Source organism: Candidatus Poribacteria bacterium, from assembly GCA_021295715.1.
Taxonomy (GTDB): domain Bacteria; phylum Poribacteria; class WGA-4E; order WGA-4E; family WGA-3G; genus WGA-3G.
On sequence record JAGWBV010000048.1, the window covers coordinates 24,099 to 49,042 of the forward strand.

26 protein-coding genes and 1 pseudogene are annotated in these 24,944 nt (G+C 47.4%); 6 read left to right on the top strand and 21 right to left on the bottom strand.

Going from position 1 to position 24,944, the window contains the following annotated elements:
* The coding region (locus J4G07_13070) for a hypothetical protein (protein ID MCE2414925.1) at nucleotides 1-356 on the bottom strand (356 nt) is incomplete at its 3' end.
* Between the two features lie 74 nt (nucleotides 357-430).
* Nucleotides 431-2,347: a WD40 repeat domain-containing protein gene (locus J4G07_13075; protein MCE2414926.1), complete on the bottom strand. Its 1,917-nt coding sequence runs from the start codon at nucleotides 2,345-2,347 to the stop codon at nucleotides 431-433.
* A 342-nt stretch (nucleotides 2,348-2,689) separates the two neighbouring features.
* Here J4G07_13075 and J4G07_13080 point away from each other — a divergent pair, with 342 nt between their 5' ends.
* The 4 genes from J4G07_13080 to J4G07_13095 all read left to right on the top strand — a co-directional run bounded on the left by J4G07_13080 (nucleotide 2,690) and on the right by J4G07_13095 (nucleotide 6,052).
* Complete coding sequence (locus J4G07_13080; GenBank protein ID MCE2414927.1) at nucleotides 2,690-3,658, top strand: amidohydrolase; 969 nt, start codon at nucleotides 2,690-2,692, stop codon at nucleotides 3,656-3,658.
* A 27-nt stretch (nucleotides 3,659-3,685) separates the two neighbouring features.
* Nucleotides 3,686-4,531 carry a phytanoyl-CoA dioxygenase family protein gene (locus J4G07_13085; protein MCE2414928.1) on the top strand — a complete coding sequence of 282 codons (846 nt, stop codon included), beginning with the start codon at nucleotides 3,686-3,688 and terminating at the stop codon, nucleotides 4,529-4,531.
* 102 nt (nucleotides 4,532-4,633) lie between these two features.
* Nucleotides 4,634-5,512, top strand: a complete 879-nt coding sequence (locus J4G07_13090) for a phytanoyl-CoA dioxygenase family protein (protein MCE2414929.1) — start codon at nucleotides 4,634-4,636, stop codon at nucleotides 5,510-5,512.
* A 126-nt stretch (nucleotides 5,513-5,638) separates the two neighbouring features.
* The gene (locus J4G07_13095; protein ID MCE2414930.1) at nucleotides 5,639-6,052 is read left to right on the top strand and encodes a DUF420 domain-containing protein; all 414 of its coding nucleotides are present in this window, start codon (nucleotides 5,639-5,641) and stop codon (nucleotides 6,050-6,052) included.
* Between the two features lie 35 nt (nucleotides 6,053-6,087).
* Here J4G07_13095 and J4G07_13100 read toward each other — a convergent pair whose 3' ends face one another.
* The 12 genes and pseudogenes from J4G07_13100 to guaB form a co-directional block, all read right to left on the bottom strand.
* Nucleotides 6,088-6,945 (bottom strand): phytanoyl-CoA dioxygenase family protein, encoded by an 858-nt coding sequence (locus tag J4G07_13100; protein MCE2414931.1) that lies wholly within the window; start codon nucleotides 6,943-6,945, stop codon nucleotides 6,088-6,090.
* Nucleotides 6,946-7,061: 116 nt separating this feature from the next.
* Nucleotides 7,062-7,283, bottom strand: a pseudogene (locus J4G07_13105) (PIN domain nuclease).
* A gap of 320 nt (nucleotides 7,284-7,603) precedes the next feature.
* Nucleotides 7,604-7,834, bottom strand: a complete 231-nt coding sequence (locus tag J4G07_13110; protein MCE2414932.1) for a hypothetical protein — start codon at nucleotides 7,832-7,834, stop codon at nucleotides 7,604-7,606.
* A gap of 16 nt (nucleotides 7,835-7,850) precedes the next feature.
* Complete coding sequence (locus tag J4G07_13115; GenBank protein MCE2414933.1) at nucleotides 7,851-8,393, bottom strand: hypothetical protein; 543 nt, start codon at nucleotides 8,391-8,393, stop codon at nucleotides 7,851-7,853.
* A gap of 84 nt (nucleotides 8,394-8,477) precedes the next feature.
* Nucleotides 8,478-8,726 carry a hypothetical protein gene (locus J4G07_13120; GenBank protein ID MCE2414934.1) on the bottom strand — a complete coding sequence of 83 codons (249 nt, stop codon included), beginning with the start codon at nucleotides 8,724-8,726 and terminating at the stop codon, nucleotides 8,478-8,480.
* Complete coding sequence (locus J4G07_13125; GenBank protein ID MCE2414935.1) at nucleotides 8,713-9,063, bottom strand: hypothetical protein; 351 nt, start codon at nucleotides 9,061-9,063, stop codon at nucleotides 8,713-8,715. The genes J4G07_13120 and J4G07_13125 overlap by 14 nt, the downstream gene beginning before the upstream one ends.
* 6 nt (nucleotides 9,064-9,069) lie before the next feature.
* Complete coding sequence (locus J4G07_13130; GenBank protein ID MCE2414936.1) at nucleotides 9,070-10,176, bottom strand: XdhC family protein; 1,107 nt, start codon at nucleotides 10,174-10,176, stop codon at nucleotides 9,070-9,072.
* 83 nt (nucleotides 10,177-10,259) lie between these two features.
* Nucleotides 10,260-11,171, bottom strand: a complete 912-nt coding sequence (locus tag J4G07_13135) for a hypothetical protein (protein MCE2414937.1) — start codon at nucleotides 11,169-11,171, stop codon at nucleotides 10,260-10,262.
* A 26-nt stretch (nucleotides 11,172-11,197) separates the two neighbouring features.
* On the bottom strand, nucleotides 11,198-13,924 hold the full coding sequence (locus tag J4G07_13140; protein MCE2414938.1) for a hypothetical protein: 2,727 nt from the start codon (nucleotides 13,922-13,924) through the stop codon (nucleotides 11,198-11,200).
* 443 nt (nucleotides 13,925-14,367) lie between these two features.
* A complete protein-coding gene (locus J4G07_13145) occupies nucleotides 14,368-14,982 on the bottom strand; it encodes a transcriptional regulator (GenBank protein ID MCE2414939.1) in 615 nt (204 codons plus the stop codon).
* Between the two features lie 149 nt (nucleotides 14,983-15,131).
* Nucleotides 15,132-15,692: an NADH-quinone oxidoreductase subunit I gene (locus J4G07_13150; GenBank protein MCE2414940.1), complete on the bottom strand. Its 561-nt coding sequence runs from the start codon at nucleotides 15,690-15,692 to the stop codon at nucleotides 15,132-15,134.
* A gap of 178 nt (nucleotides 15,693-15,870) precedes the next feature.
* Nucleotides 15,871-17,370 carry an IMP dehydrogenase gene (gene guaB, locus J4G07_13155; protein MCE2414941.1) on the bottom strand — a complete coding sequence of 500 codons (1,500 nt, stop codon included), beginning with the start codon at nucleotides 17,368-17,370 and terminating at the stop codon, nucleotides 15,871-15,873.
* Nucleotides 17,371-17,842: 472 nt separating this feature from the next.
* Between guaB and J4G07_13160 the strand changes: the two genes are divergently transcribed.
* Both J4G07_13160 and J4G07_13165 read left to right on the top strand, forming a co-directional pair.
* The gene (locus J4G07_13160; GenBank protein MCE2414942.1) at nucleotides 17,843-18,109 is read left to right on the top strand and encodes a helix-turn-helix domain-containing protein; all 267 of its coding nucleotides are present in this window, start codon (nucleotides 17,843-17,845) and stop codon (nucleotides 18,107-18,109) included.
* 404 nt (nucleotides 18,110-18,513) lie between these two features.
* Complete coding sequence (locus J4G07_13165; protein ID MCE2414943.1) at nucleotides 18,514-19,557, top strand: Gfo/Idh/MocA family oxidoreductase; 1,044 nt, start codon at nucleotides 18,514-18,516, stop codon at nucleotides 19,555-19,557.
* On the opposite strand, the gene J4G07_13170 is transcribed toward J4G07_13165, so the two are convergent.
* The 7 genes from J4G07_13170 to J4G07_13200 form a co-directional block, all read right to left on the bottom strand.
* On the bottom strand, nucleotides 19,558-20,142 hold the full coding sequence (locus J4G07_13170; GenBank protein ID MCE2414944.1) for a hypothetical protein: 585 nt from the start codon (nucleotides 20,140-20,142) through the stop codon (nucleotides 19,558-19,560). It abuts the gene before it with no gap.
* Nucleotides 20,124-20,768 (bottom strand): threonylcarbamoyl-AMP synthase, encoded by a 645-nt coding sequence (locus J4G07_13175; protein ID MCE2414945.1) that lies wholly within the window; start codon nucleotides 20,766-20,768, stop codon nucleotides 20,124-20,126. The genes J4G07_13170 and J4G07_13175 overlap by 19 nt, the downstream gene beginning before the upstream one ends.
* A 109-nt stretch (nucleotides 20,769-20,877) precedes the next feature.
* Nucleotides 20,878-21,966 carry a tRNA (adenosine(37)-N6)-threonylcarbamoyltransferase complex transferase subunit TsaD gene (gene tsaD / locus J4G07_13180; GenBank protein MCE2414946.1) on the bottom strand — a complete coding sequence of 363 codons (1,089 nt, stop codon included), beginning with the start codon at nucleotides 21,964-21,966 and terminating at the stop codon, nucleotides 20,878-20,880.
* The gene (locus J4G07_13185; protein ID MCE2414947.1) at nucleotides 21,963-22,202 is read right to left on the bottom strand and encodes a DUF2283 domain-containing protein; all 240 of its coding nucleotides are present in this window, start codon (nucleotides 22,200-22,202) and stop codon (nucleotides 21,963-21,965) included. The genes tsaD and J4G07_13185 overlap by 4 nt, the downstream gene beginning before the upstream one ends.
* 11 nt (nucleotides 22,203-22,213) lie before the next feature.
* The gene (gene dprA, locus J4G07_13190; protein ID MCE2414948.1) at nucleotides 22,214-23,476 is read right to left on the bottom strand and encodes a DNA-processing protein DprA; all 1,263 of its coding nucleotides are present in this window, start codon (nucleotides 23,474-23,476) and stop codon (nucleotides 22,214-22,216) included.
* A 135-nt stretch (nucleotides 23,477-23,611) separates the two neighbouring features.
* Nucleotides 23,612-24,199: a hypothetical protein gene (locus J4G07_13195; GenBank protein MCE2414949.1), complete on the bottom strand. Its 588-nt coding sequence runs from the start codon at nucleotides 24,197-24,199 to the stop codon at nucleotides 23,612-23,614.
* 104 nt (nucleotides 24,200-24,303) lie between these two features.
* Nucleotides 24,304-24,942 (bottom strand): hypothetical protein, encoded by a 639-nt coding sequence (locus tag J4G07_13200; protein ID MCE2414950.1) that lies wholly within the window; start codon nucleotides 24,940-24,942, stop codon nucleotides 24,304-24,306.
* Between the last annotated feature and the right edge of the window lie 2 nt (nucleotides 24,943-24,944).

The window sequence follows — 24,944 nt, forward strand, 5'->3', positions numbered from 1 at the left end:
TGTGGGCAGCCACAAGGGACTGCCCCTACAGGGAAAATCCCTTCAACCCAACTTACAATACTATCAAACTCAACTTGACGCAGCACTAGTGCTCGTTCCAAATCCAGAGCGTCTACAACAGTCAAATCTTCAATCGCTTGTAACCTATCTGCTGCTTGGATTCTGTCACCAATTGATATTTCAGCAATAACAATATCTGATAAGATGAATTCAAAACGGTTATCATGCCAAAATTCATGGGTAATCTTTTGCCATTCTGCGGTCTTAGGGTGCCGACTCGGTTTAGAAACCAGATAACTCGGAATCGTTGCGTCAATGTAAACTCGGTAAGTCGTTTCTTGAGAATCAGTTGTCATATTCTATAGGATAACACAAACTATTTTGAAAGGCAAGAAGTTTCAAAGCAATGCTCTACATATCTGGTTAAGGATTATCGAACGGGATGGATTTTATGCCAATCCCACAGCAGAATTGTACCGTCAGCACTCCAACTGGTGAGCGTTCTGCGATCAGGTGAAAATGCTAACACATTTATTGCCTCTGTATGTCCTGTGAGTGTTGCGAGGTGGAAAGTAGTGGTGGTATCCCACAACTGCAACTTGCCATCAATGTTCCCGCTTGCCAACGTTTGGCCGTCTGGTGAGAATGCCAATGCCTGTATCCGAGCGTCTTCCTCTCGGAAAGTTCGTAATCTACGATCCCGCCCCACATCCCACAACGTGAGGTCATCCCATCCACCACTCGCAAGTAGAGCACCGTCTGGAGAAAAGGCGATCGCCTCCACATTGAAATGACCCGAAACGAAGGTGGACACCAACTTACCATCCCTCACATTCCATAGCCGAATTGTGTTACGCAGCCCGACAGTCGCGAGGATTGTGTTATCTGGCGAAAACGTTCCTATTTTGGAAATTTCTCCATCAATTTTAAGGGTTGCCTGCAACTCGCCGCTTTTTACATCCGCCCACCATATTTCATGGCGGATCCCCGCTCCGATGAGGACAGTCCCGTCCGGTGAAAATATCAAAGTCCTGGGAGCCGCCATGCTTATACGACGAATCAACGAAGGTTTTCCAGTTCCTACATCCCACAAACGGATTGTATCATCCGAGTGTCCACTGACAAGCACCTGACCCTCCGGCGAAAACGCCAAGGCTGTCGGTGCCCAAACACTTTTATAGCGAATGGGCACACCTCCCCGTGTCTGAATATCCCACAAATAGATCGTATCGTCGGCACTCCCACTGGCAAGCATCCGACTGTCTGGTGAAAACGCTAACACAGTTCCAACCCGCTTATGTGCGATGGCTGGAAACCGTTGATCGCCATTCGTGATATTCCAAAATCGGATGACTCCATTCCGACTCACAGTCGTAAGTGTTTTGCCATCCCGCGAGAATGCGAGCGCACTTACCCACCCGGGATGCTCTATCGGAAAAATATTTTTTGGAACCATAGAAATACCAATTTCATCCGCCTCTAACCGCTCAACTGCATCTATATCCAACCACTCCACTGCATCTGTATCTCCGCCTATAGCAAGTTTGGTCCCATCGGGTGAGAACGCCAACGCATCGACCGACCAGTTATGCGAATGGTGTGTAAGCCGCACTTTACCGGTCTTTATCTCCCATACCAGAAGCTCGGGCCACTCAATCCCGCCACTGGCAATCATTTTCCCGTCCGGCGAAAACGCCAATTCAGTGATAAACGTGTTAACATCCTTATGTTCACGGAAGGTCTTCCAGGGTTCGTTGGTTTCTGGATCCCATAGACGCACCGTTCTGTCCGAACTTCCACTCGCAAGGGTTCTTCCATCGGGTGAAAACGCCACGATGTTGACAGTATCCGTGTGTCCACTGAGACGGCTACGCAGCTTACCCGTCTCTGGATTCCATAAGCCAATCGTTTTATCAGAACTCCCACTGGCGAGGGTTTTACCATCGGGTGAAAACGCCACGGAAAGAATCTCCCGTGTATGCACGGAAGAAAAATGTCTAATTTCACCTGTATCTATACGCTGTAGCCAAATCGTCCCTATACTACTGCCACCCACAAGTGTCTTGCCATCCGGTGTGAACGCGATTGCAGAAACATCAAACGGTGTTGCAGGCTCCAAAGCGGTTTCCCGACCCGTAGCAGCCTCATAAAGCCAAACACCCATACGACTTGCGATTGCGATTCGAGTGCCATCGGGTGTGATCGCTATGTCGCTGATTGCACCTTTATCCATACCGAATCTGTCTTTGGCACCGAAAGGTAGTTGCTGCTGGCCATCGGCAATTTGATATCCTACAATGAGCATCAATAGACAGATGCATACAATGAAACGCTTTCGGTTCGGCATGTTTCTTCCTCCGCACTACGTCCGAATGCTAATTGGAAATTAGATATTACATTTACATGATAACGCAAAACGCCTTGAAGCACCAAATTTTTCCACAACAGAATATCTGAATTAGGATTCATAGTAAAGCCTATAGCAACCTATACACATTAGGGTTGGCGAGGTTAGGAAACCTCGCCAGCGAGGAGGGAGGCCACCAAATCCTCTGTGTTCACATATTTTCAAACTTTACTACAAATGAAAAAATAACGGGACTGTTGGCTAAAAAGAGTCCTTGATAAAAAAGGGTTAGATATGGCATACTAAAAAACATAGAAAAATAAAATATCTTTGACCCAAAAAATGCGAATCGATTGTCAGAGCCACATATTTCCAAACACCTATACCGAAATCCTCGCGCAGAATCCACACCCACCGCAAGTTATCCGTCGCGGGAACGAGGCTGTCGTTACGTACGGCGATGTCCAAACATTTCGTCTACAAGACGAAGCCTACGATCCGAAACGAAAACTCAAGGATATGGATGAGGCGGGGGTCGATATGGCACTGCTCAGTACCAATATACCGCCCCCCTGTATGCTCGCGCCTGAATTAGGAAACAAGGGTGCGCAAGCGATCAACGATGCCATTGCCGAACTCGTGGATACATATCCACATCGATTCGCAGGACTGGCATGCCTTCCATGGCAAAATATAGATGAAGCCATCACAGAAATGGATAGAGTGAAAGAACTCGGTTTTCGCGGGATCATGCTCTATTCCCATATCGGCGGAAAACCTGTTGATGCACCGCAATTTGAACCCGTCTATACGCATGCTGAAACATTACGAATGCCGATTGTGATGCATCCTACCGTCCCAACGTGGGGTGAGGCAATCAAAGACCACTGGATGATCGGGATGATGGGGTTACAGGTGGATAACAGTTTCGCACTGTTGCGACTGATTCTGAGTGGAATTCTCGAACGGCACTCCGATCTGCAAATCGTGATGCCGCACGTTGGCGGCATTCTCCCCTATATGAGCGGTAGGATCAATCATCAGACGGAAGTATTGGGAAGAGCCAGAGAGAACATCACACAACCACCGAGTGCGTATCTGCAACGCATTTATCTGGACACTGTGTCGCCATCGGTGCAAGCACTGCAGTACGCATATCAATATTCCGGCGCGGACCGTCTGCTCTTCGGGACAGATCATCCGTGGGTGGATATGCCACGATTCGTCGGTTTAATTGAGGAGATGTCGATCTCTGAAGCAGATAAAACTCGAATTTTCAGTGAAAACGCCATAAAATTGTTCGATTTGTAGTAAAATACGAGAGACTGAGAAGCAATCTTGAAAATATGGAAAGATGTGAAAGAGAAGAGGATTGACAACATGCCACATGAACTGACTGATGCCGAAAAGTTTTTCTTTGAAAATAACGGTTACCTCGTCTTGGATAATTTCCTTGCTCCGTCACACGTTGAAACGCTCAGGAGTGCTCTCGCTGAAGTCATTGAGCAGCGACGGGAATGCGAAGAGAAAGGGTTAACCGAAACCGGTATGACACACATCCACGGCGAGAAAAGCACTCGTATCTTCTATATCCTCGGTGACCATCCAGCGTTTTTGGAACTCTTAGATTGGCAACCGATCCTGCCGTATGTCACGGGGCTGCTGAATAAAATGCCACACCACCACGCTTCAGATGCCATTGTCGAGCACGCTTCGGATTTAATGGAACGTTCGATGGGTTGGCACATCGATGGGCACGATGAAGGCTATCGTAACCTACGTCCGATCCCGTTTTTGCAACTCAAAATCGGCTATTACCTGACCGATATGACAGAAGGTGGACAGGGGAATCTGTGGCTCATACCGGGGAGCCATACAGCAATGTATGATCCGAGCCACGAAGATCTACGACACCCTTACGAATATCCGGGTGCGTTGGAGATCTGTGCCCCGCCAGGGAGTGCGATTCTCTTCCATAATGCCGTTTGGCACTCCGCTGGCATCTTCACAAAATCGGAGGGTTCTCGCGAAATGCTCTATTACGCTTATGAACATCCGTGGATGATCGCCTCACAAGAACATTGGGGGTATCCCAAAGACTTTTACAACAAGGAACTCTCACCGGAACAGCGGAAGTTCTTCCACGGATTTGTCTTCGATCCACCAGAACAGCGATGGGGATAGTGCCATAAGGGAAACCTGCAAACCAAGCCTTACAATACAACTCGGAGGTCACGCGATCACGATCATCGTGACGGCGCGCCTCCGTGCAAGGAGGACGCAATCATGCGTTTAACCGAATCTCAAGTTTCCTTCTTTCACGACAACGGATATCTACTACTCGAAGATGCACTTGATGAAAACGACCTGGGTCCCGTCATTGGCGAATATAAGGGGATTATCGCGGAACGTGCCGAGAAGTTGCACGCGGAAGGGAAGGTTACAGATACGCACACCGATAAATCCTTCACGGAACGGTTGCTTCATCTCGCGAACGAGGCACCGGAGATAACGGCAGATTTGGACATCATGCGGGCACGCGGCGAAGCGACGTTCAACTTCCTCAAGAACCCGAAAATCCTTGACATCGCGGAGTCTTTCGTCGGTTCGGAAATTATCTGCAATCCGATCCAACATATTCGTGCCGTCCTGCCGAAAAAGAGTTCACAGCGGGCACCGACACCTTGGCATCAGGACGCAGGCGTATGCTGGCCCGACACCGATCCCTACTTTATGTTAACTGTTTGGGTTCCGATTGTAGACGCGACACTGGAAAACGGGTGCCTACAGGTTATGCCGGGCAGCCATAAGATGGGACTTTACAAGCACGACTGGTCGTCAGCTGGACTCGCCGTCCCACCGGAACATCAACCCGATAACCTCACACCGAAACCTCTACCGATTCGGGCGGGTGGTGTAATTCTGTTCCATAACTACACGCTCCACAGCGCGAAACCGAATGAATCGGAGAGCATCCGATGGAGTTTCGATTTGCGGTATCACGATGTCTATCAACCAACAGGAAGACCCTTCTATCCAGCATTTCTGATGCGGAGTCGTTTGCGACCGGAAGCCGGTAACACGAAATATGAAACGTGGTGTCAACGATGGGAATTTGCGTTAGAGAATTCTAAGGGAGCGCAAGCCTACCGGTGGCCCCGGTAGACAGAAAGAGAATAGCAACGAAACCGTAGCACGTAATGAAATGGAGTGCGACTCGAACATGAAGAACCTAAGAGACAGGCAACCGATACTTATTCGCAAGGTAAAATTAAAAAAGGGGAAAATGTGATTGAGATCTCAGATTTGCCGACGGTCAATGCGACGCTGAACACAATCAGCGGTATCCTACTGACGATCGGATATGTGCAAATCCGACAACGAAGAATTACGGCACACAAAAACTGTATGCTCGCGGCTTTTGGTGTGTCCGTTCTTTTTCTGGTTTGCTATGTTATCTATCACTACCACGCTGGATCGAAGCCGTTTACAAAGCAAGGATGGATTCGTCCGGTCTACTTTACCATTCTGATCACGCACATTATTTTGGCGTTCGTCATAGTTCCCTTGGCGTTGCGGACCCTCTACTTGGCATGGCGTGAGCGGTTCGAGAATCACCGACGTATCGCAAAGATTACTTTCCCAATTTGGCTATACGTCTCAGTAACAGGTGTGATTATCTATCTCATGCTTTATCAGTTATAGGGCGGAATATGATTCGCCCTATTTGCTCCTTTTTTCTATGAATCAAAGGGACGGAACCCGCGTAACATCAAACCTCGATCACTATTGGATTTCTTCGCTTCTTCAGCGGCGGCGGCACGTTTTTCTGCCTCTGCGCGGTTCGTCGTGGTCGTCCCACCGATAATCACGAAATCATCTGTTCGACGGTAGCGGTTGATGAAAATCGGACGGGGTTTATCCGACATATTCTGCTTGGAACCGTGCACTGTCTTGACATTAAAGAAGATCGAATCACCGGCTTTGCCAGAAACGGGGAGCGCACTCTCCCAGGGCCATTCATCCTCCTCCAAACCGAGGTGTGAGAAGGTATCAATATGTTTGAGTTGTCCGAGTTTGTGTGAACCCGGCACAACATGTAACGCCCCATTCACCAAGTCCGTATCCACAACATAACTCAAAATACCGACGGGTCCCTGATAGCGATGTTCAAAATAGGCAGAATCCTGATGCAGGTGCTTTGGATGCCCGCCAACCGGCTCTTTATAGAGGCACTGTCCGTTCCCAAAGATCTCCACATTCGGTCCTAAGATCGCCTCTACGATATTGACTGTCGTTTCATCGAGAGCGGATTGGAAGAACGCCGCGCTCGTCTGATAGCCTATAGACAGGACCATCATCTGTTTGTCGCGTTCGTAGCCTTCTGGTGCTGGCAGGAATAGTGTGCCGTTGGGGGTGCGCCATCCTTCGACGATCCGTTCTGCTTTGTCAAGCAAGGATATGGATTCCGCCGCGGCAGCCTCAATGTCCTGATGGAGTGCCTCAATATAGGGTGCCATCAGACCGCGCACGACAAGACACCCGTGTTCCTCAAAGATGTCTGCGGCTTTTTGGACATCTAAGGCATCCACAGACATCTCAATATCTTCAACTGTTACCTTAGGTTCTGGGTTCACGAAATATTCTCCTTAATTTATTTTTTATTCAGTTTGGCTATAACCTTGAACATCCCACATTTACTGAGGACATATATCTAAACCGTTGCTGGATCAACAGCAATAATTCCTTCGGGTGCGTAACGATTAAAGTCTGCTGTATTGAAAGTCAAGATATGTGTCAGGTCATGAACAATCATTGCCGCAACCAAGCGTGCATCGTGAACTTGAACACCTGACACATCATAATCCACAACAAGCCGTCTCCATACGCGGTACACAGCCGGCGAATCCGGCAGCATAGGAAAAAGTAGTTCCAATTCTTGCAAGAGTCGGTTTGTTTCAAGTAGCGTGCGTCCAAAACCATTTATGGTAAACTATAGAATTAATTGTACACGCTGCACCGGCGAGGTTAGAAACCTCGCCTACTCGGGGAGGGGAGAATGTCTGCTTATTTTTCTGGTTTACCATAGATTTGCAGGCCGAGTTGAAGCGTTCCAAAATTCTGCCAGATTTTGCAATGTAGTCTGTAGTTGATGACCTGCTGCCTCTAATTTACGCACCACATTCTGAGCGATTTGATAACTTGGATCCGCATGATGTGAAAATCGCAACAAAACATTGGTATCAACCAGATAAATCATAATTTTGGATGATTTTCATATATGCTTTCGCGACTCATCGCGTAATCAGATAATGGCTGGGCGTCCGGTCCGTCAAATTTCATAGATAGATCGGCTAATCTCTGTAATGCGGCTTCAAATTCCTCATGTGATAAGTGCGAATCGTTATCTGCTAAGTCTCTATCGATATCGTCAGGGATTTCCAGAATCAAACGATCATTCGGGTAGATATAAACTGGAACTATCACTTATTTTATCTCCTTCTCATGATAAATCTGCGTCCGGGTCCGTTTTCTCATCTTGCTCTTTTTTCACAACCTCTTGCTCCCGTTTGCTGATAAAAACGTTCACTTCCTGTAAAACTTCTTGTTGAACTTCTTTTGGGAGTTGTTCTATTCGTCTTTCCAAGAAATCGGCACGCTGCCCGAGGCGATGCTTAGACAGCGGTTCTGTAAGAATTATAGGTTTATGAAAGCCAGTGATAATACGGTTTAAATCTTTTTGGATTTCTTTTGTAGCCTTGGCTATCTCGTAAAGTGGAGGGCTGCCAATTTGTGAGAAGCCTACACCTTCGCTAAAATCCAAGTGAAAAATCTGTTCACGTTTGTGGTCAGTTGTATCCTTATATGTAACAGTGATCTTAATCTGCGTTTGCTTTAATTCATCAAACTTACCTATCACACTTACCAGAAACTGCCCAATCTTCCCTCCAGATTCAAAATAGCGAATTCCACTCTTAAGAAAACCAATCTTCTCAAATGGTATGTCAAGACTTGGGACAGAAGCGGGATCTGTTGTGAACTTCACATCATGAGCTGCTCCGGTCCCCACATTCTCTATACATAGCATTACAAGATTCAGGACTTACGCAAAATCAAAGAATTAGGCTTATCATGACGCAATCGGTGCGGTTAGGAAACCGCACCTACCCGGAAGTGCGTAAGTCCTAACAAGATTAACAGATATCTCGTGAGGACGTAAGGAGATTGCAATTTCAGGTGTATCGTTAGCTTTCAGCAGTTGCCGCGTCAGATAAGCATAATAAGCAGTAATGCCCATGAGAAAAATCGTAGCAACTCCAATGATAGCACCATCATTTGTATTTAGCCAATGTATGACTTCCATTTTACTCTTTTTCACCCCATGATGGTTTCCTGCCTGTCAATTCTTCAAGATAACGCGCTGTTCGGTTTACCTCCGTTTTGAGGTTCCTATCCGATTTCTGTTTCGCAGCACCTTCATCTGCATACGTCACTCGGTAAATCCCTTTTTGGGTCTGCAGCAGGGTAAATTCACCTGGGATATTCCGGTTGACATACCGAAGCATATCATGTAGTAACCAATAAACATCAGTGGACGAATATCGTAGTGGATCACGGGTGGACTTTTCGCTAACACGGTCTAACGTCTGCTTTACAAAGTCTATAACTTCCGAAAGCGTATAGGTCTTGTCCTCTGTTATCTGAATGTCATTCATCTTTTATCACCCCACTATTTTAACGGTCGGCATTCGCGCCGGTTGGGCATCAAACGTGCCAACAGTATCAGCGACGTTACGGATCTGAATGAGCTGCGATGCGATGCTGACTGCGATCTCCGGTACTGTTTTCGAGTTAATATCGAGCCCGATGGGTGCGTACACCCGCTGAAGTCTGTCCTTGGAAATCCCTGCCTCCAGCAAATCGTCAAATATTAGTTTAATCTTGCGGCGACTGCCGATTAAACCGATGTAACCAGCATCCGATTCAACAACACTATGGAGTGCCGATTCATCGTGCTGATGCCCCCGGGTGACTATCACGACATACGTCAGTGGTGTGATCGGGTATTTTCGGAGTTCCGTTGCGATATCTCCGATGATAATTTCGTCCGCCTCTGGCAAGCGTTCAGCAGAGGCAAAGTCGGCGCGGTCGTCAACAATAGCAATGTCGAAATCCAACCAATTTCCAATATGACAGAGTGCTTGACCGACATGCCCTGCGCCTGCAATGAGCAACGTCGGTCTCGGTTGTAGTGGCTCTAAGAAGACCGAAGCCGTTTCGTTCTCCTGAAATAAGCCAGCTCTGTTCCGCGCAAGCACCTTCGCCGTCTCTTCTTCCACTGCCGTTTCTAAAGCCGGATCGCCTAACGTGCCGATGTGCTCACCTGTGTTCGCAAAAATCATCTTCATGCCAACATCAACGCCCTGCTTCTCACTCGCTACAACCGTTGCACAGACGAGTGGGATTTTTTCGGCGTTCAACGTTTGAAGTCGCTCAAACATCTCGGCTTCGTCGGGGGTCTTCGGCAAATCGATAAAGATCTTCATATTCCCGCCGCAGATAAGCCCATCGTCCCAACCGTAATCGCTATCCAATTGAAACTCAAGCAGCCGCGGCACACCGTCTTGCATGAGTCCGATCGCCTGTCGCCGCGCTTCAGCTTCAACGCAACCTCCGCCGAGCGTCCCAATGTTCCGCAAATCTGGAAGAATCAAAAGCTTCGAGCCGGGTTTTTGTGGAGTTGAGCCTTTCGTCTCTACAACCGTGCAATACGCTCCGACTTGAGAAGATTCAATGAGTTCTGGAATTTTTTGGTATATTTCTCTCATTTTTTAGTAGTCATCAGTCATCAGTTGTCAGAAGAATAGCCACCAGCAGTCAACAGAAGAAGCATCACACTGTCCACGAAAATTTATAGGGCTTGGTCTTCGGCACTTTGTCCAACCAATTGTCTAAACTGTTCGCGTTGTTGCTCGGTCAACTCAAGTGGGACAATAGCCGCGATACCATCGTGTCCGATTTGTGCAGGAACATTCAGGTAAACGGATGTTGTCCCCGCTGAAACATGTGTCCCGACACTCATGACTCGCCTTTTATCAAGCGCGATCGCCGAAACGACCTGCAAAATATGACTTATCAATGTCCATTCGCCACTCACGGTATACGGGGAACGCTGCGCAACGGCTCCACAGAGACTTTCAATACCAGTTTCGGAGATGAGTTGTGCAAGCGGAATGCCGTTCACTCGGCAGTATTGTGGAAGCGGATACGTCTCCTGATCACTTCCGATCGCCAGAGCCATCACGTCTTTCACAGAGACATCAACACGTTTTGCGATTTCAGAGGCTAAGTGTGCTGTAGCAGCCCCGTTTCCAAGCCCGATAATCTGTCCACCGCCGAGTGTCTGATGTATCCATGAGGAGATGTAATTCGTGGGTGATATGGCTACCAGAATTTTGGCATCCGAGGCATATTGCTGGATTCCAGTTACAAACCTTCGAGCGAGGGCGATACCTGTTGTCTTCGAGGCTTGAGGAGACCGAAAAATAGGTTGCCCCGTCGGTGGTAACAGAACAACGATGTCCGCACTCGCTAACCCCTCCAATGAATCGAAAACGGAAATCGCGGTGTCACTTGCGCTCAAAGCGTTTGCTTCCACCAGATCTCGGATGTCTGCCGGTGTGCCGTCTTTTGGATGAACAAATCTATTCTTGTTCGACGTCGCATCCGACACAAAGGCAAGTTCACGCGCCGTCTCCGATTGACACAAGCCCCAGGCAGTCGAGACGGCTAACTGACTGTTGCCTAATAAAGCTACTTTCATTTTTTAATAGTTTTCAGTTTTCAGTTTTACACTAAAAGGGTTTCAACGATTGCCTGAAATTGTTCCTCAATATATTGACGGTGGTTGTCCATTTCTGAATCTGCCGATAGTTTTGTAGATACCAGTTCATCGTAACGCTCAACGTATTCGAGCAAACTATCAACCTCTTTTTCATAACAGATCGCCGATGCAAGCACTTTTTCCTTCAGCAAAAGTGGGAGTTCGGACTCTGTAATCTGTGTCAACTCCCATCGCCACACCTTCTCGGAGATATAGGTAACAAACTGATTGAGTAGATCGCCTTTAAAATCATCGCTTTGGAGTGCTTTGACCTCCTGGATGAGTCCTAAGACGTGATTGAAGAGCTCATCTGGAAATTGCTGCCGCAATTCCATAAGCAATCTCCCGGTCGTCGATATCGGGAGTTGATTTTGCAGGAGGAACACCCGCAAATTTGGATAATCTTCGACGCTCTTACTATCCCCGAGCCATGTTTCATCTATCGCGGGTAAATCACTTACATCGAAACTGAGGACCTGCTGTTTGCGAATTTCTTCAAGGTTAATGGCACGCGGGTCAATACCGGCAGTCGCTAAAGTGGTGATAACTTCATCTTGGCGGTAGGGTCTGAGGAAAGTCATGAGTTCCTGAACTTTTTGCTGTTCTGCCTCAATCTCCGTAGCGTTGGCAGCACCGTTATTTCGCGATTGCCCACGCTTCCGCTTTTTCCCTTTTTGAGGGGCATTCGCGAGTCGACCTGCCCGTTTTGCCAAAGTATCATGATATCCGAGCAATTCCTCGTACAGTATTGCCAGTAGGGTATCCCCATGGACAGCGAGCATCGCCGCCGTTGTGACATTTGCCAATTCGTGTCCGGTCTTTGAGATAATCGCCCGGTTCAGGTTACGCTCTATCGACTTTCGGTCTTTCTCAGCTTGAATAATAAGTGCGCTTTCCAACATGAGGTTGATTAACCTTTTGGTCTGGTCGGGCACACTCAGGTTAATATCACAAGTCGGTTGAATACCGACAAGCAGCCGCTCACGGAGCCTACCATCAAGCACCAACGCCCACAAAGTTGCGTAATGCTGTTGCTCGTCAACGGATGAAGGCATATTCTGCAACCATTGCTTAATAGTCGGTAAATGCAGTTTTACATGATCAAGGATTTGCTCAACAGTTTTATCAGGAATCTCAAAACCAACGAAGTTGGTAGTCCCACTCCGATGCTGTGTCTGTTGACTCCGTCGCTGCGTTGGCTTCCCTGTTTTCGGTGCTAATAGGAGATTGACTAAGGGCTGAATAACGGTTTCAAAATCCTGCTTGTGTTGACTCGCGAAGTTCGCGAGTTCCAGCAATTCCAACCAGATAGTCGTCAAACGTTCAACTTGTGTGGGATGTAAAGTTGAACGCAGTGCAATACCCGCCATTTTCTCACGCACCGTCCCACGCGTCCATTGTGGCAAGTAAATCTCGTCTAAAAGTTCGTTATTCTCGCAAATCGAGAGATCTATCTGCTTGACAAGTTCGGTTTCAATGAAATCCTGTTCAAACACCAGATCATGAAACAATCCAGCAGCTCGATCGAGCACTTGATTCGCCAGTTTGTAGGAGGATTGTATGAGGTGATTCAGGGTTAACTGCTGATTATCCTGCAATTGCCAAAATTCTATCATAGGGTCAATATTCTCTTTGAGCACTTCGGTCTTCGCTGCTGTGATTGATGCTTCAAAATGCTCGGCGAGATATTCCGCATAGAATTCGACGAAAGCGAGCATAGTGTTCCTTAATTCACGGATTACCAGATCGTCCCATACCTTATTATGGACGCGTTGCCCAGGTCCAAGGACAAGGGCTCTCAAACGGGTTTCCACGCCCTGTTGAAATTGCGCCATGAGTTGATAGGCGTTCTGATTCGCTTTCACCGTATACGTTTCGATTTTCTTCGAGCTCTCGCTAATTGCGGTCTCAATTTCCTCATCGGGTGCGTTGAATGCAATAGGCACTAAGCGCAGCATCTCCGGTTCAAGAGGATCATAAACCGCTGCTGTGGCGAGCACTTGAATGGGATCAGACATTTCTTTAGTTGTCTCCGATGTCTCTGCATCTTGATCGTCAAATACATTAGACAGTCGAGTATGAAGCGTTAAACCGTACCCCAAATCAATTAGGTCGGGGTATTGCTTAATATGCGTTCTGATGACCACAAGAAGTAGATTGTAATCCCGTGCGAGTATTTGGTCGAAAAGTGCATCTTCATTGAGATGAACGCGATGAATATGGGTTTGTTCTGGAATGACAGCAGTCGCTGGGGGTATCACCTCAGTATCAGTACCATCAATATTTGCGAGTACGTATCCACCAGTTTTGACAGTACTGGGTATTGTCAAACGCGTTTTTAAAACATCTTGAGCGAGTTCGGAAAGCGTTAAGGATTTTCCCAAGTTTTGAACAGTAATATCTGAGACAATGCCATCGGCGAAATCCGTGATTTGGCGTGCATTTCGCTCCAATTCTTGTATGCTTCTGTGTACCCGGTCATAGTCGTCCTGTGTCTCGGCGGTGATCTTCGCCTCGTCAATCCAAGAAACCCATGCCCCTGGACGCGGTCGCATCTTTACAGTAAGCTTGCCATCTTCTGAGTCAAAACCGGGGAGAATGTCGCCCTCTGAGCTCTCTTTTGGTGTCCAAACGATCAGATGTTTATCTGACTTCACACCAAGTCCTAAGCCAAAGGTATCTCCCCAACTCATCCGCCCCTCAATACTGGATGTGATTTTATCAGTTAGCGCTAAAAGTGTTTCCGAACGAAAATTAAGTGATAATCCTTGCATTGGGTCGATTGATCGTATGCCTTTCAAATAAATTTAGGCAGATAAATGTGTGAATGACCGGTGAAAGCACAACAGTTCAATGTTAACCAAAACCGTCATGTCCGGTCTGTTAACAAATCTATAGGTTGACAGCAAATATAATACGAGGTGCACAATATTGTTTTTATCAGAGTAACCTCTAAAGTTGGAATAATTATAATCGTTGGCTATATTAATACAATCAGAACTTTAGACAGACGCCCCATCGTAGTTGGTATTTTTGCTTATGTCAACCGAAGTAATAACGAAAAATAAATAAATATTTCTGCTCCCGCCGTATCGGCTCAGCGAATGTGCTAAAGGTACAACAAGCTTTGACAAGGTTAGAGAATTTCGAGTCCCCATGCGTCCCAGCCTTCGTACCGTTTTCGTGCGAATAGTTCAATCTTACACTGCTGTGGAAACATTTTCTCAATCCGTTTACGCACTGCTTCGGGTTTTTCAGAGTGGCGTGTCCGTTTAACCTGAACGAGTTGTCTCATATTTCTTGCCCCCCGCGGTTGTGGAATGTTCCCACGTCTGAAAACGAGGCATAACTCGCATTGGCTCATTGTGTAGAAACCGGGATTCAGGCGTTGCTTATCCCAGACGAAAGCGACTGTTGCCCACCGAAATCCCCACGCCTTGCCAAGCTGAATCGCTTGATCGAGATGCGGAGAAGAACTCCACATAAAAAGCAGACAATCCTCTTCGCTAATTGAGGCAATATCCCATGTCTTCATTTCTGACACCGGCAGAGTGGGATAGTGTCGAACAGCACCGCCACTATCCTTGCCTCCACTTCCTGTGTGCTGAAGTTGTCCCTTGTAATCCCACGGCGGATCGGCGTATATGATGCTGTACTTCTTATCCGGGAAGGGAGGATTTTTAATTATACCTTGCGGAGAAACGACGTAAATTTGAATCTTTTGTGTGCGTTCCTTATATCCGCCCTCCATTTCATTATGGGCTACGTTCTTTTCTCAAAAAACGTACAGACTTTCAAAATCAGTCGAGACTGCCCAACACCTGCGCGCAACACTATCCTGCGAGCCTTTATAGGAAACTTGCACAAGGAGCGCAAGGCGAAAACCTAATCGTTAAAAAACTACTTCGCTTCAACACTAAGCCCATCTTGTGGAATGTCGTTGTTTGCGACGAGCATGTCCCGATCAAAGATGAAATCACTGCGGGAACTCCCAAGACTTTCTCCCTCTGTTTGACGTTCACGGAAGTATTGAGGGAGCGTTAACCCCGTCATCCGGATAGCGTCTTCAGGGCAAGCCTCAACACAATACCCACAAAATATGCAACGGAGCATATTAATCTCAAAGACATCAGGGAATTTCTCGCGCTGATAGCCTTCCTTGGTCTGCCAACCGTCTGGGGCAGGTGCAGCCTGAATTGTGATGCAATCGGCAGGACAGGCAGTTGCGCACAAGAAACATGCTACGCATTTGATTTCGTCTTTTTCTGTTACCGTCAGTTTGTGAATGCCACGGTAGCGATCGTTGCGTTCATCCACACTCCGAGGATCTTCAGGATACTGATATGTCAATTTTTTCTTCGGGATATGTTTCAGGGTCGTAAACAGTCCCTTAATCAACGCAGGGATATAGAGTCTATCCCAAAAAGACATTTCTTCGTTAAGTTTCATATTTCTAATCATTGCCTCCTGATTTTTTAATTTTTCCTTGCGGAGAACTTACGTGCGTTTAACCTCTCAGGTGCGTTCCTTAAATCCGCACGCCACTTCGTTACGTGCTACTCTCATGTCCTAAATGGTACAGACTCACCAACCCGGTTCTGAAGACTTTATTTATCAAACTCACGTTAATAAAAAATAGTTACGGAGAAAGGTTCGCTACCGTATAGTTCGGTGCTTCCTCCGTTATATCAATATCGTGGGGATGGCTTTCCCGGTAGCCGCTACTTGACATCCGTACAAATTGGCTATCCCTACGTAATGCCTCAATGTCAGCAGCACCACAATAGCCCATCGCCGAGCGGATGCCACCGACCAATTGATAAACAAAATTGCTGAGTTTTCCTTTATGTGGAACACGTCCTTCAATCCCACGTGGAACAAGTTTGGAAATATCTTCGTTGCTATCTTCTGAAAGTTGGGCACTTCGTTTTCGCAATGCCCCTAATGACCCCATGCCGCGGTGAATTTTATATGTTCTTCCTTGATAGATGACAGTATCGCCGGGGCTTTCGTCCGTTCCAGCCAACAAACTACCGATCATCACAGAACTCGCCCCCGCGCCAATGGCTTTCGCGATGTCCCCAGAATAACGAATACCACCATCGGCAATAATCGGCACCCCTGATTTATCGGCTTCCTTGGCACAATCGTAAATTGCTGTAATTTGCGGAATACTCACACCTGCGACGACGCGTGTCGTACAGATCGAACCAGGACCTACACCGACCTTTACAGCGTCCGCACCAGCATCAATGAGGCTTCGTGTCCCTTCAGGCGTAACGACATTTCCAGCGACAAGTTCAATATCTGAGAAATGAGACTTAATGTACTCTGTTGATCGAATTACGTTTTTAGAATGTCCATGTGCCGTATCCAATACGAGCACATCTACACCAACCGCCACTAACCGGTCAACGTTCTCCAAAGGTGTTGAAGGCAGAACCGCAGCACCAACCCTTAAACGTCCAGCACCATCCTTACAGGCATGCGGGAACATCTGGACTTTGTCAATATCTTTGATGGTAATCAGTCCACAGAGTCGAAAATCACCATCCACAATCGGCAATTTTTCTTTTCGAGACTTATGGAGTATCTCTTTGGCTTTATCGAGTGTAATTCCGGGGGATGCGGTAATCAACTCCTCACCGGGGGTCATTCGGGCGGTTACGGGGAGGTCGAGGTTATCTTCGTACTTGAGATCGCGGTTCGTGATGAGGCCGACGAGGCAGCCATCGTCTGTTACGATCGGGACACCCCCGATGCGGTAACGGGCTGTAACATCCAAAGCATCGCGAATGGTTTTATCTTGGGTTAACGTAATCGGTGCGGTAATCATCCCGCTTTCCGATCGTTTCACTCGGTCGACTTCAGACACCTGTTCATCAATAGGGCAGTTATAGTGAATTATTCCGATGCCTCCCTCCCGCGCAATTGCAATGGCAAGGGTAGATTCTGTGACAGTATCCATAGGTGAGCTACAGATAGGAATGTTCAGCCGGAGATTCCGTGTCAGTTGTGTACCCGTATCTACGTGATCTGGTAGCACATCCGATTCAGCCGGAATCAGCAAAACATCGTCGAAAGTTAACCCTTCTTTTGCAAATATCGGGGGGAAGACATCGGAAATCTTGGTCTCCATCAGAATCGTCTCCTTGATTGCGGTTGAGATGGATAGGATCGGTTCAGAAACGATACCGAGCAGCCTCGCTTATGGGGTTCCCACATCGCACATTTACTTGAAAAAGCACTATTCTCCAATTCCCACATATTATAGTATACGTTTTCTCTCACGTTAAAATATTTGTCGTGCCGTTGCGAAGCGGGTTCTGATCCTTTCCCAGACCAGCAGCTACCAAACGGACTTAGCATCTAATAACGGATTTGTGAAATGAAGCCAATATTCCCTTACCATTAATTATATAGAAAAATGAAAATTATATCAATCTATTTTTTTCAGATTCATTTGACTTTCAGATTTTCCTTGGCACTGGGTCCGAAATTGTGGTATAATGCGCGTATCAGGTTGGAAACCGACAGTGTTTAGCATTACCACTTGGTGATGTGTCTGCCTCCCACTCAACAGGGGATAAATACCTGATACCTGATAGACCATGAGATTAACATTTATATATCCTATTTATCCGACCCAGGAACAAGAAACAACATTAGAAAGATGGCTTGACCACTTGTGTGAACTTCAGAATTCTGCTCGCCACGATAGACTCGTTGCGTATGAGGCCGAAGGTCGTTTTGTGTCGATCTCTGACCAGCAGACCCTTCTCACCGCAGCGCGTGAGAAATATGATGACTTCCGCGAAGTTCCCCAAGATTTTCAGAATTTACTGCCTTCGGTAAACGTTGTAAAGAAAACGCTATAAAAAAAGGGTATCCTCGCCATAAAACGCGTGTGCGTTCTCTCACATGGAGCCTCCGAAAATATACCAAAGTCGTTCGTAAAAAGACGAAAGACACTGACAAACAGACGATACGTGTTCGCGAGAATCCGAAACGCTGCTTTAAACATACTCTTACGGGCGGAAACCTGCGCCCGTCGTGGAGAGCGGTGGGTTACCAACCTCACTGAAACGAGAAACTTATCGGTAGACCGATAGGAAACCTGTTAACACTCTTAACAAGTTTCCCAAGTCTTTAGGCTTGGGTACATTGACAAATCTATAACGTGATATAATACGTTTAATCACCCGTGTGCGCTTGGATTTCGCTAACATGTGCTTGAGAAGCAACACTCACCAACGCTTACGGGACACAAAGGAGCCGCAAAATGGATAATTTAAACGTTGGAATTGTCGGGCTTGGTTGGGTAGCCGGTGCGCATATCGAAGCCTTCAAAGCCGTTACAGGTTCGGATGTTACTGCCATCTGTTCGCGCCGAGAACACGATGAATCTGTATTGGCAGAGACCTACGGAACACCTCTTAAAGCTTATACCGATTTTGAAAAAATGCTCGCGGATCCGGATGTCCACATCATCGATATTTGCACGCCACATCCCTTCCATGCCGAACAAGCCATTGCTGCTGCACAAGCGGGCAAACATCTCATCATAGAAAAACCGATCTGCCTTACATACGAAGATGCGAAAGCTATCCGCGATGCTGTCAAAAACACAGGGGTCAATGTTTGTGTCTGCTTTGAGTGTCGATATAGTGCCCACTTCACGCTGATCCGCTCCGTGATTGACAACGGATTACTCGGGGAACTCCACTACGCCGAAGTCGATTATTACCACGGCATCGGACCCTGGTACGGACAATACGAATGGAACATCAAAAAAGACTTTGGCGGTAGCACCCTACTCACCGCCGGATGCCATGCCCTCGATGCCCTTCTCTTTTTCATGGATGGAAACGTCGAAGAAGTAACGAGTTACCAGACACAATCCACAGGTGCGGATTTTCAACCCTACGAATATAAAACAACAAGCGTCAGCCTCCTTAAGTTTGAAGGTGGCGGAAAAATCGGGAAAGTCACCTCCTGTGTCGATTGTTTACAACCTTATTACTTCCATATCCATCTCGTTGGAAGCGAAGGGAGTCTTCTCGACAACCGAATCTATTCGGCGAAACTTCACGGTATGGATAAGAGTAGATGGAGTACGCTTGAGACCTCACTCATTGATTCTGGCGATGTCAGCGACCATCCGTATGAACCACAATTCCAAGCGTTCATAGACAGCATCAGACGAAATGAACCGATGCCACTGACCGACTTTGACACGGCATTTGAAACACACCGCGTTGTCTTCGCTTCTGACATGTCGGCAGAAGCGGATGGCAGAACCGTTAAACTGTCCGAACTCGATTAATCACCATCGCATTGCTGCCTCGCGATAGAGTTGAATTTGTTCCATATTGCGAGGCACCGCTATATGGATAGACTTGCGTTTTCGATTGACATCCCTGAGTACAATCGGTGCGCGAAGCATGTTGGTCATTGTAACAATGCCGGAGCGATAAAAAACCCACATGCGCTGCTCGGTGTAAGGGTTCAACACGTACTCTGAAGTATGTTCTGATGGATGCCCCTCTACATCAACAAAGAGGTCGTGCTTCGGGTACTCGAGTTCAACGCTCGTATCATGTCCCTGTAAGAACAATTTTTCAGGTGGCGGTTTGGGTGAATATCCACTCAGTTTACATTTCCGAATTCGGATAGGCGCGCTTGATTTATTAATCAGGTGCAAAGAGACAACGATGGCAAGGCGATGGTTGTCGTCACGGTTGATAAACCACGTATCTTCTGGAATAATCTCTACTGTCAACCCCGGAATCTGTTTTATCCTGTTATAGACGATTGCCAATGCTACAAAACTGACGCAGCCGAGGAGCACCGACTGTCCGGTGGGTGTGGCTAAGAATTGCACCAGTTGCTTTAACGCTTGTTGTAGCACGCGAACTCCTTGGCGAGTGTTTCTTCTGAAATAACGCCGTGTCGCCGAACCAGTGGCGGCGACACGGAAATGTCGTAAACTGTAGAAGGGATGGGACCCGGTGTCTTCCCTCCATCAACGACCATATCAATTCGTGAGGTGAGTTCTTCACCAATTTCCGCAACGGAGGTGGCAGGCGGTTCTCCAGAGAGATTCGCGCTCGTTATAGCCATCGGTCCGCCAAACGCTTGGAGGATCTTCAATAGTAATGGATGATCTGGGATTCGGACCCCAACAGTATTCCCGCCAGCAGTTAACACTGGCAGCAGCCCTTTGCTTTCAATAACGATGGTCAAACCGCCGGGCCAAAACCGATCTGTGAGGTGAAAAAAGAAATCCGGTAGGTTTCGAGAGAAACGATGGATATCGGAAACAGAACTGAGAACGAGCGGAATCGGATTTCCATCCGGTCGTCCTTTTACTGTATACAATTTCTGCACGGCACTCGGATTAAAGGGGTCGGCTCCCAACCCATAGACTGTATCGGTGGGGATAGCGATAATACCGCCTGACTTTAGGTATTGGACGGCTTTTTTAATTTTTCCTTGCGGTTCAATCATTTGATTTGTAGGTTGATGTCTTTCCACGTAGAACTGAAGAAACACCCAAGTAAAAACCCTTCCAAATGTAAAGCAAAGACACATTATGCCATTTAAGGAAACCTAATTTCATCACGGGTTCAAGGCTTGTAGCGGATCAGACAAGGGATCCGTTCGGAGTCGCATTCAGAGAGAGTTCATCTCGGAGTCCTTGTTGATATTTCTGGTAAGCGATTCCCGCAATCATCGCGCCGTTATCGGTACACAGGTTCATCGGTGGATAGTAGACTTCCGCACCAATCTCTGCAGCGGCGACCTTTAGTGAAGCACGCAACTGACTATTTGCGGCAACGCCACCCGTCAAGGTTATCGCCGTGGCGTTAGTGGCTTTCGCGGCACGCATCAATTTGTAAACAAGCACATCCACGACAGCGGCTTGAAAACTGGCAGCAATATCTTCAACGGTTACCATATCAGGGTTTGTCGGCTCCACATTCTCTTGCCCATTTTCTACAAGTAGACCGGCTCGGCGTGCCTTCTCCACAAAATAGCGCACGGAGGTCTTAATACCGCTAAAACTGAATTGATAATCATCGGTATTCCGCATCGGTCTCGGAAATTTTATCGCTGAAGGGTCCCCTTTCCGCGCGAGGTCATCAATTATTTTTCCGCCGGGGAAACCGAGCCCGAGGTACTTTGCGACCTTATCGTAGACTTCGCCAGCGGCATCGTCTTGTGTACCGCCTAATACCTTGTATTGCCACCCCTCGTGAACCTCAACGAGCAACGTATGCCCACCAGAAACCGTGAGGCAGATATGCGGAAATGTCAGGGCATCATGCACCATACTTTTCGATAGCAAGTTTTGGCTTGCAAGCTGCGCCAAAAAGGGGGCATAGATATGTCCTTCAATGTGATTGATACCGAGCAGGGGCAGCTTGTGGCAATAGGCAAGACTTTTCGCCGCGGCAACTCCAACGAGCAATGCCCCGATTAAGCCCGGACGATTCGTTACGGCTATCGCTTCCAAGTCCTTGAATGTGACATCCGCTTCTGCCAACGACCGACTCACGATGTAGTTTATCGCTTCAATATGTTTGCGCGATGCGAGTTCCGGGACAACGCCACCGTATTCTTGGTGCACTTCAATCTGTGAAGCTACGACGTTGGAAAGCACCTCTCTACCATCAGCAACAACTGCGGCAGCGGTTTCGTCACATGAGGTATCAATACCAAGTATTCTCATGATTCTTCGTTTAACTGCAAACGGGCGGAAATCGGTAAATTAAAGAGTTCATCGCGCAGCAACCGCATGGAGAAAAATAAAACTTCAAGGTTTTCAACATCCCCTGTGTCTGGGTTAAAACGCGCGACGATTTCGTCAGCAAGCTCCTCGCTTTCCTGTTCTGGATACGGAGGGCAAGTGTTTACATACAAAATATCAGCATCTCTGTCATATTGAAAAGTCAGGTTTGTTCCCATTGTGAAATAAGTTATTGATTATTCTTAGTAAACTGTTTCCCCGGCAACTGTTGAATAACACCTTTAAGTTCCAACATTAAAAGCACACTTGACACCTGACCAATCGGTAATTGTGTCGTCCGAACAATGGTATCAATATGTGATGATGGCACTTCAATAGCATCGAAAATCGTCTTCTCATCTGGCGTTAAATCGGGTGGAGGTGGTGCAGAGACGGGTTGTCGCGCTTCAGGAGTCGGTTGCGGGAGCACAGGTTTCGTATCGTTTTTCTCAACAGAGAATGCTTGTGTCGGCACTGCCTCCATATCTGGCACTGGCGATGGTTCGGAGGTCAGGCGATCACGATCATCGTGATGGGGTGCCTCCGCTGATATTTGGGGCTGAATTTGGTTTAGGACGTGCGGCGGCAGTTCATTGAGCAGATCGTCTACAGTGTTGATGAGTTTCGCGCCTTCATTAATTAACTTATGGGTCCCAGTTGAAAGTTCAGAGAAAATCTCACCCGGCACAGCGAACACTTCTCTGTTCTGTTCAGCCGCGAGACGGGCGGTAATCAACGCGCCACTACGATTCGATGCCTCTACCACAACAGTTCCGAGCGTCAATCCACTAATGATGCGGTTACGACGTGGGAAGTTTCTCGGTTTCGGTTTGGCTGCCATTGGAAATTCGGAAACTAACGCGCCAGATGCTTCAATTTTCTCAGCGAGGTGGCTATTGGTAGCAGGATAAACGATGCTCAATCCGTTTCCCATGACCGCAATCGTCCTACCCCCTGCTTCAAGTGCGCCACGATGTGCTGAAGTATCAATACCTCTCGCCAAACCACTAACGACAGTTACGCTCCGCTGCGCGAGTTGGTAACTCAAACGGTAACTCACCTTTCGTCCGTAATCCTTCGCGTTTCGAGAACCGACGAGGGAAATGCTAAGTGCGTCCTCTGGAGTGAGTTCCCCTTTTACATATAGCACAAATGGTGGCGTGTCAATCTCCTTCAAGTGGGAGGGATATGCGGTATCATAAAGCGTTACGACGTGACAACCATATTTGTGTATTAATTCAAGCTCACGTTCTATTGAATACAAAACAGGCTTGTGAATTAAGAGGTCACAGACCGCTGGCGAAAGCCTATCTATTTCTCTGAGTTCGTCTGGTGCTGCCTGAATTGCTCGCGCAGTGCTACCAAAAACGTCACGTAAGACTTGAACGGTTTTGAGTCCTACACCTTGAATTAGATTTAAATGGATTAGACTGATTGTCTCGTTAGACAGCATATCTTCTGCCTTTTAATTGCAGTCGGCAGTCAGCAGTCGGCAGTCAGCAAGAGTTTTCTTGTTGCAGGCGATACGATAGTAACTGCCACATGCTCTACTGGCCGCTGACGGCTGATAGCCGATAGCCATTAACTACTATTCAGCTGTGCCTGCTTCCATTGGATCCGGTGGAAGCGCGTAATAGATTTCAATTTCCTGAATCTCTTTATATTCTTGCGCAGTGGGTGCCCCAGTTTCGCCACGGGTTGAGCGTTTCGCCCCACCGACGCGACGCGAATCCCAACGGCGCGGTACTTTGAGACGAAACCTTGTCGTCACAATCGGATTATTCAAGGTGAACTTGTACACAGGACGCATATTGTCCCGAACCTCTTTCATGGTAACCCATTCTTCCTCGTCATTCATGTACTGAACGGCGAAGTACTCCAGTTGCCCTGGCTCGGCTTTCACCACAACCTGCTGAATCGTCTGCGGTTGCCGCCATCTGAGAACAGCCTCTGTGTATTTATCCGACTCCATTTGAGATGCCTCATCCTTCCCGTCTTCGAGAATAGGACCTGTCGTCCCTATTGAGTAGATATTGTCGTCATGGTACTTTGAATCCTCGCTTGTCGCGTCAAGTGCGATGTTCTTGCTCAAGTTAAGGGATGGATTCGATGCGAGAATACAGCCCGACATCCCAATCACCACGCAAAGGGTCAGTATCAATAATCCAAAACGCATGTATTGCCTCCTTGTTGCGTAGAACGGCGCCTATGCCGTCCACTATGGTATGAAGTTGAAGCGGCATTATAGAAATAGCCACCTTGATGTCCTATCTTATGTTACTACAAATCAAGCAATTCATCAAGTTCTTTTTCACGCTTATCGGTCGCCTGCTCCTCTTCCACCTGTTCAGCGGTTTTATAACCGTAAAGTTCAATTTCTCGAATTTTTCCAACGGCACGCCGACTCCCGATATTCCAGCCTCTGCCGCCAGAACGTGCTCGTTCCTGTCGGCTCAAGAGAGCGTCATCTTTCGTGCCTAAAACGCGCAGCCGGATTCGATCTGTTGGAAACGGAATCAGCAGTGAAATTTTAATCGGATTCTGTTTGACACTCCTCACGTCCTTAATCAACTGCCAATCCGCATCAACCGCGATGCTACCTTTATCGGCGTAAATATCAAACTCACTTAAATTGTCCGAATGTATGACAATCCGACGGATAATCTTTTTTTCCGGCATCGTAATTACTACCTGTGAAGCGGGGTTCGCGCCAATAAATCCCTGCGAACCTGCGGGGAAAGTGGTTTCACCGATAGTGTTCAATTTGCCATCAATCATCTGTGGACTTGTCGCCGATACCCCTTCCAGGAGGGCATAATTTTCGCTCCACTCCTGTTCCGAGAACAGGGCGGCACATCCTGCCAAAATAACGCAAACCAAGCAGAACAGTGAAAATAACGCAATGGATCGATAAATCATGT